The 12,257-nt window shown below is 56.3% G+C and carries 11 protein-coding genes; all 11 read left to right on the top strand.

All coding sequences use genetic code 11. The features are described 5' to 3' along the window. Positions 1 to 18 precede the first annotated feature (18 nt). Positions 19 to 1,047 carry an ABC transporter permease gene (locus T458_RS49315; RefSeq protein WP_023558545.1) on the top strand — a complete coding sequence of 343 codons (1,029 nt, stop codon included), beginning with the start codon at positions 19 to 21 and terminating at the stop codon, positions 1,045 to 1,047. A gap of 2 nt (positions 1,048 to 1,049) precedes the next feature. After that, the gene (locus tag T458_RS49310) at positions 1,050 to 2,042 is read left to right on the top strand and encodes an ABC transporter permease (protein ID WP_023558544.1); all 993 of its coding nucleotides are present in this window, start codon (positions 1,050 to 1,052) and stop codon (positions 2,040 to 2,042) included. A gap of 62 nt (positions 2,043 to 2,104) precedes the next feature. Next, entirely contained in the window at positions 2,105 to 3,142 is a 1,038-nt protein-coding gene (gene rhaS / locus T458_RS49305; RefSeq protein ID WP_023558543.1) for a rhamnose ABC transporter substrate-binding protein, read from the top strand. Between the two features lie 72 nt (positions 3,143 to 3,214). Continuing rightward, positions 3,215 to 5,284 carry a bifunctional rhamnulose-1-phosphate aldolase/short-chain dehydrogenase gene (locus tag T458_RS49300; protein ID WP_023558542.1) on the top strand — a complete coding sequence of 690 codons (2,070 nt, stop codon included), beginning with the start codon at positions 3,215 to 3,217 and terminating at the stop codon, positions 5,282 to 5,284. 64 nt (positions 5,285 to 5,348) lie between these two features. Next, positions 5,349 to 6,095, top strand: a complete 747-nt coding sequence (locus tag T458_RS49295) for a (Fe-S)-binding protein (RefSeq protein ID WP_031306132.1) — start codon at positions 5,349 to 5,351, stop codon at positions 6,093 to 6,095. Then, positions 6,076 to 7,584 (top strand): LutB/LldF family L-lactate oxidation iron-sulfur protein, encoded by a 1,509-nt coding sequence (locus T458_RS49290; RefSeq protein WP_023558540.1) that lies wholly within the window; start codon positions 6,076 to 6,078, stop codon positions 7,582 to 7,584. The genes T458_RS49295 and T458_RS49290 overlap by 20 nt, the downstream gene beginning before the upstream one ends. Further along, positions 7,577 to 8,269, top strand: a complete 693-nt coding sequence (locus T458_RS49285) for a LutC/YkgG family protein (RefSeq protein ID WP_023558539.1) — start codon at positions 7,577 to 7,579, stop codon at positions 8,267 to 8,269. Before T458_RS49290 ends, T458_RS49285 begins: the two co-directional genes overlap by 8 nt. Before the next feature lie 35 nt (positions 8,270 to 8,304). After that, positions 8,305 to 8,625, top strand: a complete 321-nt coding sequence (gene rhaM / locus T458_RS49280) for an L-rhamnose mutarotase (protein WP_023558538.1) — start codon at positions 8,305 to 8,307, stop codon at positions 8,623 to 8,625. A 10-nt stretch (positions 8,626 to 8,635) separates the two neighbouring features. Next, entirely contained in the window at positions 8,636 to 10,174 is a 1,539-nt protein-coding gene (gene rhaB / locus T458_RS49275; protein ID WP_084568054.1) for a rhamnulokinase, read from the top strand. Continuing rightward, entirely contained in the window at positions 10,110 to 11,372 is a 1,263-nt protein-coding gene (rhaA, locus tag T458_RS49270) for an L-rhamnose isomerase (protein WP_023558536.1), read from the top strand. Before rhaB ends, rhaA begins: the two co-directional genes overlap by 65 nt. A gap of 226 nt (positions 11,373 to 11,598) precedes the next feature. After that, a complete protein-coding gene (locus T458_RS49265; protein WP_023558535.1) occupies positions 11,599 to 12,252 on the top strand; it encodes a hypothetical protein in 654 nt (217 codons plus the stop codon). The last annotated feature ends 5 nt before the right edge of the window (positions 12,253 to 12,257 follow it).

Below are 12,257 nucleotides of genomic sequence, written 5' to 3'. Positions count from 1 at the left end.
TGCTTCGGGTGACAGTGGATGAAGAAGGTGGTGGTTGAGTTGACAGGCAAGACGCTGGAGAAGACATCGTTCGGAGCTAGTTTCGCCCGGTTTCGCGAGTTGGGGCTGTTGCTGTTTATCTTGATGCTTGCCATCGGGGTCCAGCTTCGCAATCCGAGCTTTTTAACCATGGAAAATCTCAGCGACATGGTGACCAATACAGCGATATTAAGCATCCTGGTCGTCGGCATGATGCTGGTGATCGTGACGCGCGGGATCGATCTGTCGATTGGCGCTACTCTGGCCTTGTCGGGAATGATCGCGGCATTGACAGTGAGCGCCTATCCCGATGTGCATCCGCTGCTGGCGATTCTGTTGGGGATACTGGTGGGGCTCATCTGCGGGGCAATCATCGGACTTCTGGTGGCCAAGGCCGGCATTTTGCCGATCATTGCGACGCTGGGGATGATGAACGTATTTCGCGGCACGACCTTTTTTGCAAGCGGCGGCAAGTGGGTAAGCGCCCATCAGATGCCTGCTTCGTTCAAGGCGATTGCTACAGGCTCCGTTCTGGGCATCAATACGCTCATCCTGATCGCAGTCTTCATTTATATCCTCTTTTATTATTTCATTACCTACACGCGCACTGGCAGGCAAATCTACGCAGTCGGCAGCAACCCCGAATCGGCGCGAATCAGCGGCATCCAGAATGACAAGATTCTGTGGCTGGTCTATACGATCATGGGAGGGCTGTCCGGGCTGGCTGGCGTGCTGTGGGTAGCGAAATTCGCCTCTGCACAAGGCGATACAGCGGTTGGCTATGAGCTGAGCGTCATCGCGGCCTGTGTGCTCGGGGGCGTCAGCATTGCCGGAGGCTCCGGGAAAATTTCCGGCATTATTCTCGGCTCCATACTTCTCGGAATGCTGAACAATGCCCTGCCGCTGATCAATGTCTCTCCGTTCTGGCAGATGGGAATCCAAGGTGCGATCATCTTGATTGCCGTCGTGATCAATGCGCTGGTGAAACGGGGCGTCGATCGCAACAACCTGATGAGGAGGCAGATTTGAGCATGGAAAAGCGTGTGTTGCTCGGAAGCCGGGCATTTTCTTGGAAAGCCTTTTTTCTGCAATGGGAGTGGATGCTGGTCTTGATCTTCCTCCTCGTACATGCCTTGAATGCGTATCTGTCGCCGTACTATCTGAACGCCGACAGCTTGCGGGACGCGACGATGACTTTCCTGGACAAGGCTTTTATCGTCCTGCCGATGGTGCTGATCATCATCCTGGGGGATATTGACATTTCGGTGGCTTCCATCGTCGCCCTGTCTTCCGTGGTGATGGCGGATTTGTATACCCGCGGCGTGCCGATGGAGCTGGCGGTCTTCATCTGTTTGGGCGTCGGTGCCTTATGCGGTTACATAAACGGGCTTTTGATCACCCAATTCAAGGAGCTGTCAGCGGTGATCGTAACGCTGGGGACGATGATCCTCTACCGGGGCATCGCCTACATCATCCTGGAGGACCAGGCCAGGGGCAAGTTTCCGGAATGGTTCAGCTATTTGGGCTGGGGGTATGTGGGGCCCGTGCCGTTTATCTTTCTTGTCTTTGTCATCTTTGCCATCGCGTTTATCCTGTTGCTCCACAAGACGACATTTGGCAGACGTGTCTATGCGATGGGAAACAATCTGACAGCCAGTCAATTTTCTGGGATCAAGGTGGACCGCATCAAGATCATCGTTTTTACCCTTGCAGGCTTGATGGCCGCTGTGACCGCCCTTTTTCTCACCTCGCGCATGGGCAGCACGCGTCCCAACATCGCGACGGGCTATGAGCTGGACGTGATTGCGATGGTGGTGCTGGGGGGGATCAGCACGGCAGGCGGAAAGGGCCGGATGATCGGCGCGATATTGGCGGTGTTTCTCATTGGCTATTTGCGCTATGGGCTGGGGCTGGTCAATGTGCCTGCACAAATGCTCCTGATCATCATCGGACTGCTCTTGATCGCCGCCGTCACGATTCCCAACCTGAAGGGAAGGCTGGGCAAGGGGAAGAGGGCAGGCTGAGACAGGATACATCACGGGGTGAAACCTGTTTTGTATAGGAATTCAAAATGGGGGGAATTGGCATGAAAAAGGTTGTGACATCATTCTTGACCGTCCTGCTCGCGGCTTCCATGCTTGCAGCGTGCAGCCAGACGGCGAGCCAGCCGGGCGGCTCCGGTGACGCAGGCGGGAAAAAGCGCTTCGCCATCATCTTTAAGAATACCGGAAACCCTTACGGCGAAAAGCAGATGGAAGGCTTCAAGATCGCGATCGAAGAGACAGGCGGCGAAGCCATCCTGAAAGCGCCAGACCAGCCGACAGCAGAAGCGCAGATTCAGATGATTGAAGAGTTGATATCCCAGAAGGTAGATGCGATTGCCGTGGTCGCCAATGACCCGGAGGCGTTGCAGCCCGCCCTGAAAAAAGCGATGGACGCCGGGATCAAGGTGCTTTCGCTCGATTCGGCGGTGAACGCGCAAAGCCGCATGGTCCACATCAACCAGGCAGACCCCGAGCGGATCGGCCGCGTCCAGATCCAAGCCGCGGCGGAGATGATCGGCGGCAAAGGAGAGATCGCGGTGCTGAGCGCCACTTCGCAGGCGACGAACCAGAATCTCTGGATCGAATGGATGAAAAAAGAACTGGAAGACCCGAAATACAAGGACATGAAGCTGGTCAAGGTGGCGTACGGGGACGATCTGCGCGACAAGAGCGTGTCCGAGACCGAAGCCCTGCTCAAATCCTATCCTGACCTGAAAGCGATCATCGCGCCGACGACCGTCGGGATCGCAGCGGCTGGAAAAGTGCTGACCGACAAGGGCTTGAAGGACAAAGTGAAGCTGACCGGGCTGGGACTCCCGAGTGAAATGGCAGAGTACATCGAAAGCGGCGTCAGCCCGTGGATGTATCTGTGGAATCCGGTCGACGTGGGCTATCTCTCCGGCTATGCGGCAGATGCGCTGGTCAAAGGGACGATCACCGGGAAGGCAGGAGAGAAGTTTACAGCCGGGAAGCTGGGCGAAAAGGAGATCATCACGGATGGGGACGGCACCCAGATCATGCTGGGTGATCCTTTCAAATTCGACCCGTCGAACATCGGGGAGTGGAAGCAGGTCTATTAGTCAGGAAGGTGCCCCAGGGCAGGCTGTTCCTCGGGGCACCACTGAAATCCTTACATTCGTTGGAGGTAGGAAATGATACGAAGCTTATGGGATCGTGACCAAGCAGATCACCTGCAAAGCGGATTGGAAGAGCTGGTTTATCGATCGAACCTGATCGGAGCGGATCGGCGGGTTTGCAACTGGGGCGGGGGCAATACCTCTACGAAAACAAAAGGAACGGATTTTCGCGGCAGAGAGATCGACATCATGTGGGTGAAGGGAAGCGGTTCGGATCTGGCGACGATGAAGGCTCATCAGTTTACCGGACTGCGTCTCGACGATGTGCTGCCGCTCCTGGCGAGGGAGGAGATGTCGGATGAGGAGATGGTCGCGTATCTCGCCCACTGCATGATCGACAGCAAGCATCCCCGTCCCTCCATCGAGACGCTGCTCCATGCGTTCCTGCCTTTTCCCCATGTGGATCATACGCATCCGGATGCGATCATCAGCATTTGCTGCGCTGACAACGGCAGAGAAGTGGCGCGCGAGATTTTCGGCGACCGCTTTGTCTGGGTGCCGTATGTGCGGCCTGGCTTTACGCTGTCCAAAATGATCGCCGAGGGTGTGGCGCAAAATCCGCAAGCTGAGCTGGTCTTGATGGAAAAGCACGGCCTGGTGACGTGGGGAGAGACAGCGGAACAATGCTATGCCAAGACAATTGCCGTCATTCAAGAGGCGGAACGATTCATTGCGGCGAGGGTGCAGAAGGATCAGGTCTTTGGCGGGCAAGTTTGTGAAAGTCTTCCCGAACCGGAGCGCAAAGAAGTCCTGGCGCAGCTTATGCCGCTCATCCGCGGTGCCGTCAGTGGACAAAAGCGCATGATCCTGACTTTTGATGACGCACAGGACGTCCTTGCATTCGTCAACAGCAAGGAAGGCAAAACCCTTTCCCAGATCGGCGCGGCTTGCCCGGATCATCTGGTGCATACCAAGATGGTGCCTCTGTTTGTCGAGTGGGACCCGGCGACGCGGGATGTAGGCGTGCTCAAGCAGCAGCTTCGCGATGGTATTGACCGGTATCAGCGGGAGTACCAGGCGTATTTTGAACGGAATCACAGCGAAGGAGATCAAATGTCCGAGACAGCTCCCCGCGTGATCCTGATTCCGGGAATCGGCATGATCAATACCGGAAAAAGCTGGGCCGCCTCCAAGGTGAGCGGCGCTCTCTATCACCGGGCAATTGCCGTCATGCGCGGCGCCACAGCATTGGGTGATTTCGTCTCGCTTTCCGAACAGGAATCGTATCTGGTGGAGTACTGGCCGCTGGAATTGTATAAATTGACGCTGGCGCCGCCAGAAGCGGAGTTTTCGCGCCAAGTCGTATTTGTGACAGGGGGGGCTGGTGGGATCGGAAGCGAGACGTGCCGCAGCTTCGTCGCACAAGGAGCCCATGTTGTGGTGGCGGATCTGAACATCGACGGGGCGAGACAGGTGGCAGATGAAATCAATGCCCGCTATGGAGACGGGAGAGCGATCGCGGTCAAAATGGACGTGACGCGAGAGGAGGAGGTCGTTGCGGCATTGAAGGAAGCGGCGCTCGCCTACGGTGGGATCGATGTCGTCGTCAACAACGCGGGTCTGGCTACCTCCAGCCCGTTTGACGAAACCACTCTCCAGGAATGGGAGCTGAATATCTCGGTGCTGGGCACGGGCTATTTTCTCGTCGCCCGGGAAGCCTTCAAGCAGATGAAGGCGCAGGGCATCGGCGGCAATATGGTGTTTGTCGGCTCGAAAAATTCGGTCTACGCGGGCAAAAACGTCTCCGCCTACAGCTCGGCCAAAGCGCTGGAAGTCCATTTGGCCCGTTGCATCGCGGCAGAGGGAGGCGAGTACGGCATTCGCGTCAACTCGATTTTGCCTGACGCCATCTTGCAAGGCTCGGCGATCTGGAACTCCAGCTGGCGCAATGAGCGCGCCGCGGCCTACGGAATCAAGCCAGACGAGCTGGAGGAGTACTATCGCAAGCGCACCACTCTCTTGGTCAATATCTACCCGAAAGATATTGCGGAAGGCATCCTGTTCTTCGCTTCGTCCCGCTCAGAGAAAACGACGGGCTGCATGCTGACGATCGACGGCGGTGTGCAGGCGGCGTTTACCCGCTAGCGGCAGGGATCGCCGCACGCACCCGCGAAGAAAAAGGGATGACAGTGAAATGAAGGTGGTAAAGGTGAAAATTTCCTTGTTTGTAACCTGCTTATGTGACGGCCTCTACCCGCGCGCAGCAGAATCGATGGTCCGCTTGCTCGCCCGATACGGAATTGCGCTTCATTTTCCCGAGGTGCAGACCTGCTGCGGTCAGCCGGCATTCAACAGCGGATACCGGGAGGAAGCCAAGGCGTCTGCGAGAACGATTTTGGAGGCGTTTGAGGGGAGCGATTACGTCCTCTCTCCCTCCGGCTCCTGCACCGGGATGATTCATCATTACTACCCGGAGCTGTTTCGCGACGATCCCGTCATGTTGGAAAAAGCGCTCCGATTGCAAAAGAAAACGTTTGAATTTTCGCAATTTCTGGTCCGCGTCTTAGAGATACAGAACATCGGGGCGAGTTTTCCGTACAAAGTGACCTACCATCCCTCTTGTCACGGGTCGCGGCTGCTCGGAGTCAAGGAAGAGCCGCTGCTGTTGCTGGAAAACGTCAAAGGTCTGGAGTTGATCCCTTTGCCTTTTGCCGAGGATTGCTGCGGGTTCGGCGGTACTTTTGCCGTGAAGATGAGCGACATCTCCGGGGCGATGGTGAGCGAAAAGGCAGACCACATCCTGGAGACCGAAGCACAGGTGCTGGTCGGTACGGACATGGGGTGTCTGATGAACATAGCCGGACATCTGAGCTATCGCGGCCAGCCGATTCGCGTTCTTCATCTGGCTGAATTGCTGTACGAGGGGGTGAGCGAGCATGCGGTCAGCCGAGCCTAGGACAGTCCAGGAGCGGGCGCGACAGGCGCTTTCCGACGAGTTTTTGCGCAACGCAGTAAAGTTCACCACAGAACGGCTGCGCGCAGGCAAACAGGTGGCGTCGCAGGAGCACGGAAACTGGGAGGAGTGGCGGGAGCGAGCGCGTCAGATCAGGCTGCACACGATCGCCCACCTGGATTACTACCTGCAGGAGTTCGTGGAGAATGCACGGGCCAACGGTGTTCACGTCCATTTTGCCGATACTGCCGAAGAAGCGGCGGCGCTGACGCTGGACATCGCCAAGCAGTGCGGAGCGCGTTCGGTGGTCAAATCCAAGTCGATGGTCTCCGAGGAGCTGCATATCAACCAGGCTCTGCAAGCGGCAGGAGTGGAGGCGGTGGAGACCGACCTCGGGGAGTACATCATCCAGCTGGCGAACGAACCGCCGTCCCATATCATCATTCCGGCCATTCACAAAAACCGCTACCAGATTGCCGAACTGCTGTCCAAGGAGGCAGGGGAGGAGCTTCCCCCGGATACGACGGCTTTGGCAGGCTTTGTGCGCAGAAAGCTGCGGGAAAAATTCCTCGAAGCCGACATCGGAATGACGGGCTGCAATTTTGCGATTGCGGAGAGCGGCTCCATCGTTCTGTTTGAAAACGAAGGCAACGCCCGCATGGTGACGACTGTTCCCAAGACGCAAATTACGCTGATGGGCATGGAGCGCATCATTCCCACCTGGGACGATCTCGAGGTGATGGCGACGCTCTTGCCCCGCTCGGCGACAGGGCAGAAGCTGACCGTCTACATGTCGGGAATTTCCGGGCCGAGACGCGCAGAGGATCGGGACGGTCCCGAGCAAATGCACCTGATCATCGTCGACAATGGGCGGTCGCTGCAATTGGGCGACCCGCATTTTCAGGAGCTGCTCAATTGCATCCGCTGCGGTGCTTGTCTCAACGCCTGCCCGGTATACCGGCACATCGGCGGCCACGCGTACGGCAGCACCTACAGCGGTCCGATCGGGGCGGTGCTGAAGCCTGCGCTGAACAAAAACGTAGCCGAATGGGACGACATCGCCAATGCCTCCAGTCTGTGCGGCGCCTGCTATGAAGCATGTCCGGTCAAAATCCCGCTGCATGACATGCTGGTCTATCTGCGACAGCGAAAAGTGGAGCAAGGGGTACAGTCCGGGGAAGAGAAAGCGGGGATGAAAGGCTTTCGCTTTGTGATGTCGTCGCACAAGCGGTACGGTCGCGCCCTGCGCTGGGGACGCGTCATGCAGAAGCTTTTGCTGCGAGATGGTGTCATCAAGGCCAGGATTGGGCCGCTTAAGGGCTGGAACCAGCACAGGCATACGTCTCCATTGCCCAAGAAGTCCTTTCGCGAGGGCTGGCAGGCATTGGAGCGCGACATCCAGAGGGAGCGGACAGAGATGGATGAGCAGATACGGGAACGGCTGCACCGCCATCTCAACGAACGCGAGAAAGGTGGCGTGGGCGATGAATGAAGAGTCGCGCAACAAGCAGGATCGGTTCATGCAAAGAATCGCAGACCGCCTTGGTCGTCCGCGATTGACGGAAAAGCCTGCTCATCCTCACAAGGGCGCTCCGCCGGATTGGCGGCGTTTTTCGCTTGATCAGGAGGAGCGAATCGCTCTGTTCAGCGAGAACTGGCAAAAGGCTGGCGGACATGTGGTTCGGGTACCTGATCTGGAGGCAGCGAAAACCTATATCGCGGAAAAGGCAAAGGAACTGGGAGCCTATGAGATCATCCGCCAAAATCAGCCGGAGCTGAATGCGCTGGATTGGCAACAAGCCCTGCCGGAAGCAGAAATCGTCGTCTGGCATGCGGAAGAGCAGAAGGATGTGCTTCGCTATGCAGCAGAGGCAGATATCGGAATTACAATGGCAGAGTACGGCATCGCCTACACGGGTTCTCTGGTTTGCACCTCATCTGGCAATCAGGGCAGGTCAGTCAGTCTTTTGCCTGCTGTCGTGATGGCGATCCTTCCGGCGGAGCGGATTGCGACGCGCATGGGGGAGGTGCTGGCTCATTTTGATGGCCGTCCGCGAGCGCAATTTCCCGCAGGCATCCATTTTATCTCGGGACCAAGCCGCTCTGCCGACATTGAAAATGATCTGACGATTGGCGTTCACGGCCCAGGGGTTGTGTTTGCCCTGATCGTGGGCTGAATGTATTGGGAGTGAAAAGAGGAGGGGATTTCAAGATGATTCGCAAGGCTTTTGCCATGAAGGTATTTGCCGACTGCCATGCGGAGTACCAGAAGCGGCACGACGAGATTTGGCCCGAGATGGTGGAGATGCTGCGCGAGCATGGCGCACAGAGCTATTCGATTTTTCTGGACGCGAAGACAAATACCTTGTTCGCCTATCTGGAAATCGATGACGAAGAGCGCTGGGGCAAGACCGCAGAGACGGAAATCTGCCAAAAATGGTGGGCGTACATGAAGGATGTCATGGAGACCCATGCGGATCATAGCCCGGTTACGGTCGAGCTGCAGGAAGTGTTTCATCTCGGGAATAAGTGAGGTGCAGGCCGTGGAAAATCATATAGCCGTAGACATCGGAGCGTCCAGCGGCAGGCTGGTGTGGGGGAGGGTCGTTGACGGACGCCTCTCCCTGACGGAAATCCACCGTTTTGCCAATGGATTTGCCGAGCGCAACGGACATTGCTATTGGAATATCGACTATTTGTTCGAACAAGTGCTGATCGGTCTGCAAAAGGCAAAAAGCATGGGCATATCTGCGTGTACCCTGGGAATTGACACATGGGCTGTAGACTACGTGCTGCTGGATCGGGAGGGCAAAAGGGTGCATGAGGTGTACGCCTACCGGGACGAGCGGACACGCGATGCGGTCGAGATTGTAAAGAGGCAGCTTTCGGCTCGAGAGATCTATGAGAAGACCGGGATCCAGTTCCAGAAGTTCAATACGCTGTTCCAACTGGCGGTTCACGATCCCGCCGAGCTTAAGCAGGCAGACAAAATCCTGCTGGTGCCCGACTATTTGACCTTCCTGCTGACAGGTAAGCTGGTGAACGAGGTGACGAATGCCTCGACGACCCAGCTGCTGAATCTGCATACGAAGGACTTTGACGAGGACTTGCTTCGCCTGCTTTCGTTGTCACGAAGCCAGTTTGCCGAACTCGTTCAGCCCGGAACGGTTCTGGGGGAGATCAGCCAGTCGTTAAGAGAGAAGTACGACCTGCCTGATTGTAAAGTAATTGTGGTTGCAACTCATGACACCGCATCAGCGGTCCTCGGTGTTCCGGCGGATCAGGAGGAGCCTTTTGCCTATTTGAGCAGCGGGACCTGGTCGTTGATCGGTGTGGAAATGCCTCGACCGATCCATGACGAGCGGGCGCAGAGCAGCAATTTTGCCAATGAATGGGGCGCGTACCACACCTACCGTTTTCTCAAAAACATCATGGGCCTGTGGCTGATCCAAGAGGTGCAGCGAAGCTATCAGGAGCAGATCTCGTTTGCGGAGTTCGTGGAGCTGGCGGGTCGGGAGCAGGCGTTTCGGTATTATGTCGATTTTACCGATGACCGCTTTCTGCACCCACCCGATATGGTCAAGGAGATCCAGGCTTATTGCGAGGAGAGCGGACAGGAAGTACCCGGGACGCCGGGTGAGGTGGCGCGGTGCATCTATGATAATCTGGCTATCCTCTATGCGCTTGCAGTCAAAGAATTGGAAGCGATTACAGGGAATATGATCACGGTCATCCACATCGTGGGAGGCGGGTCGAACAACGAGCTGCTCTGTCAGTTGACAGCCGATGTCTCGGGGAAAAAGGTGATCGCGGGACCGACTGAGTCGACGGCGATGGGCAATCTGTTGGTGCAGATGATCGCCAGCCAAAAGCTGAAGGACGTCCAGGAGGGCAGAAGGCTGATCCGCCAGTCCTTTTTAGGGAAGACCTATTGGCCGCAAGAACGGACAGGGCAGGAATCCAGGCTGGAGGCGTTCGCCCGGATCGCCAGAGGTGGAACAGGAGGGGGTATGGGACATGGAAGCAAAGCTGACCGCCAGCTATCAGGCGGCGAAGGAACTGTACGCGATACACGGCATTGATACAGACAAGGTCCTGGACAGACTGGCGCAGGTGAAGGTGTCCATGCATTGCTGGCAGGGGGATGATGTGCGCGGTTTTCTCAACCGCGACCAGGAACTGACGGGGGGCATTGCCGTAACGGGGAATTATCCGGGAGCAGCACGTACTGCGGATGAATTGCGTCAGGATTTGGAGAAAGCCTTCTCCCTGATCCCCGGCAAGCACAAGGTAAATCTGCATGCCATCTACGCCGACACGGACGAGCGGGTGGAATTGGATCAGCTGGAGCCGAAGCATTTTGCCAATTGGGTCAAATGGGCGAAGGAGCATGGCCTGGGATTGGATTTTAACCCGACCTGCTTTTCCCATGAGAAGTCAGCGGACGGCTTTACCCTGAGTCATCCCGATCCGCAGATTCGCCAGTTCTGGATCGATCACTGCAAAGCATCGCGAAAAATTGGCGCTTATTTTGGACAGGAGCTCGGGCAAACCTGCGTGACGAACGTCTGGGTGCCGGACGGCTTCAAGGATATCCCGGTCGACCGGTTGGGGCCGAGGAGACGCTTGAAGGAGTCGCTCGACGAGATTTTTGCCGAGCGGCTGGACCCGGCTTCGCATCTGGATGCGGTGGAGAGCAAAGTGTTCGGGATCGGTTCGGAGAGCTATGTAGTCGGCTCGCATGAGTTTTACATGGGATACGGGCTGCAAAACAACAAGCTGATCTGCCTCGATGCAGGCCACTTCCATCCGACGGAGACAATATCCGGCAAGCTCAGCTCGCTGGCCTTGTTCGCGGAAGGGATCCTGCTGCACATCAGCCGTCCTGTTCGCTGGGACAGCGACCATGTAGTGATTATGGACGACGAGCTGCTGGACATCGCCTGCGAACTGGTCCGCCACGATTTGCTGGCGAAGACGCATATCGGGCTCGACTTTTTCGATGCCAGCATCAATCGGATCGCAGCTTGGGTGATCGGGATGCGCAATACCCTGAAGGCGCTGCTGCGGGCGATGCTGGAGCCGACCGAGCTGCTGAGGCAGGCTGAGCTGGCGAAGGATTATACGACCCGCCTCGCATTGCTGGAAGAATTCAAATCCTATCCCTACGGAGCGGTTTGGGACTACTACTGTGCCAGACAGGGTGTACCGGTACGCGAAGCCTGGCTGGACGAGGTAAAGGCATACGAACAGGAGGTCCTGTCTGTTCGAGAGGTTTAGGTATAGTGAAATATTTAGCATCATTTTCTCGATTCGGGAAAATGGTGCTTTTTTTTCGGGTAAAATAGCGCTGCCAAACCGCTGTCAGAGCCGTTTTTTTGGCTTGAGTCTCTCTGTCGACTTGGGGAATTTTAGTAAAAACATCTTGAACTATACATTTGAGTGTGAGATATTGTACAAGAAAAAGAGAACATGTGTTCCTATTTTGAATAGGGAGGGAAGCAGAATGGTACCGAACACATTGATGAGCAGTGACTACTTGAGGGAAATGGTTTGCGAGCATTGTCCGGCGACCGGATGGGGCAAGAAAGCGCGCTGCCAGGTTCACGACAAGCATGTCGGGATGATTGACAGTTGCCCGGAATGGGACAAGTTCAAATCAGACCACGAGGGAAAAATCATGGAGAACGCAGCCGAATATAACGTTTCTGCCGGACTGCAACCCGCACTCGATCTCATTTCGCGGACAGAGGACGATATTCGCGACTACCCGTACATGCAGATTGAAGTGGTCCGGATTCAAAGCTATTTGCGAGAAGCGGGCGAGGGGATGATTGCCCAGTACGGTGTGGATTCGGCAATGCCCAAAGCACAAGGCAGAAACGCGGACAAGACGCATGCCGAGGTCGTTCGCAGGGAGCGCAAGTGGAACCGGCTGCAAAATCTGCAAAAGAAGATCGCGCGCATCGACCGGGCAGTGGAGACGATTACGGATGAGCAAGAGCGGCTGATTGTCGAAGCGCTGCTCGATGGAGATAAGAACAATGTGATTGCCAAGGTCCTGGGGGTCTCACGTCAACGATATTACGAGATTAAGCGGAGTGCCGTCATGAAAATGGCGATAGCGATGCAGCACGAACAGGAGAAAAAGCTGCCCTGAAAGGA

This window comes from Brevibacillus panacihumi W25 (assembly GCF_000503775.1).
GTDB lineage: Bacteria > Bacillota > Bacilli > Brevibacillales > Brevibacillaceae > Brevibacillus > Brevibacillus panacihumi_A.
This window is presented reverse-complemented; position numbering and strand designations above follow the sequence as displayed.

Excerpts from the sequence above, each read along its gene's own strand:
- T458_RS49315 (WP_023558545.1), top strand. The coding sequence starts at position 19 with ATGAAGAAGGTGGTGGTTGAGTTGACAGGCAAGACGCTGGAGAAGACA.
- T458_RS49310 (WP_023558544.1), top strand. The coding sequence starts at position 1,050 with ATGGAAAAGCGTGTGTTGCTCGGAAGCCGGGCATTTTCTTGGAAAGCC.
- rhaS (WP_023558543.1), top strand. The coding sequence starts at position 2,105 with ATGAAAAAGGTTGTGACATCATTCTTGACCGTCCTGCTCGCGGCTTCC.
- T458_RS49300 (WP_023558542.1), top strand. The coding sequence starts at position 3,215 with ATGATACGAAGCTTATGGGATCGTGACCAAGCAGATCACCTGCAAAGC.
- T458_RS49290 (WP_023558540.1), top strand. The coding sequence starts at position 6,076 with ATGCGGTCAGCCGAGCCTAGGACAGTCCAGGAGCGGGCGCGACAGGCG.
- T458_RS49285 (WP_023558539.1), top strand. The coding sequence starts at position 7,577 with ATGAATGAAGAGTCGCGCAACAAGCAGGATCGGTTCATGCAAAGAATC.
- rhaM (WP_023558538.1), top strand. The coding sequence starts at position 8,305 with ATGATTCGCAAGGCTTTTGCCATGAAGGTATTTGCCGACTGCCATGCG.
- rhaA (WP_023558536.1), top strand. The coding sequence starts at position 10,110 with ATGGAAGCAAAGCTGACCGCCAGCTATCAGGCGGCGAAGGAACTGTAC.
- T458_RS49265 (WP_023558535.1), top strand. The coding sequence starts at position 11,599 with ATGGTACCGAACACATTGATGAGCAGTGACTACTTGAGGGAAATGGTT.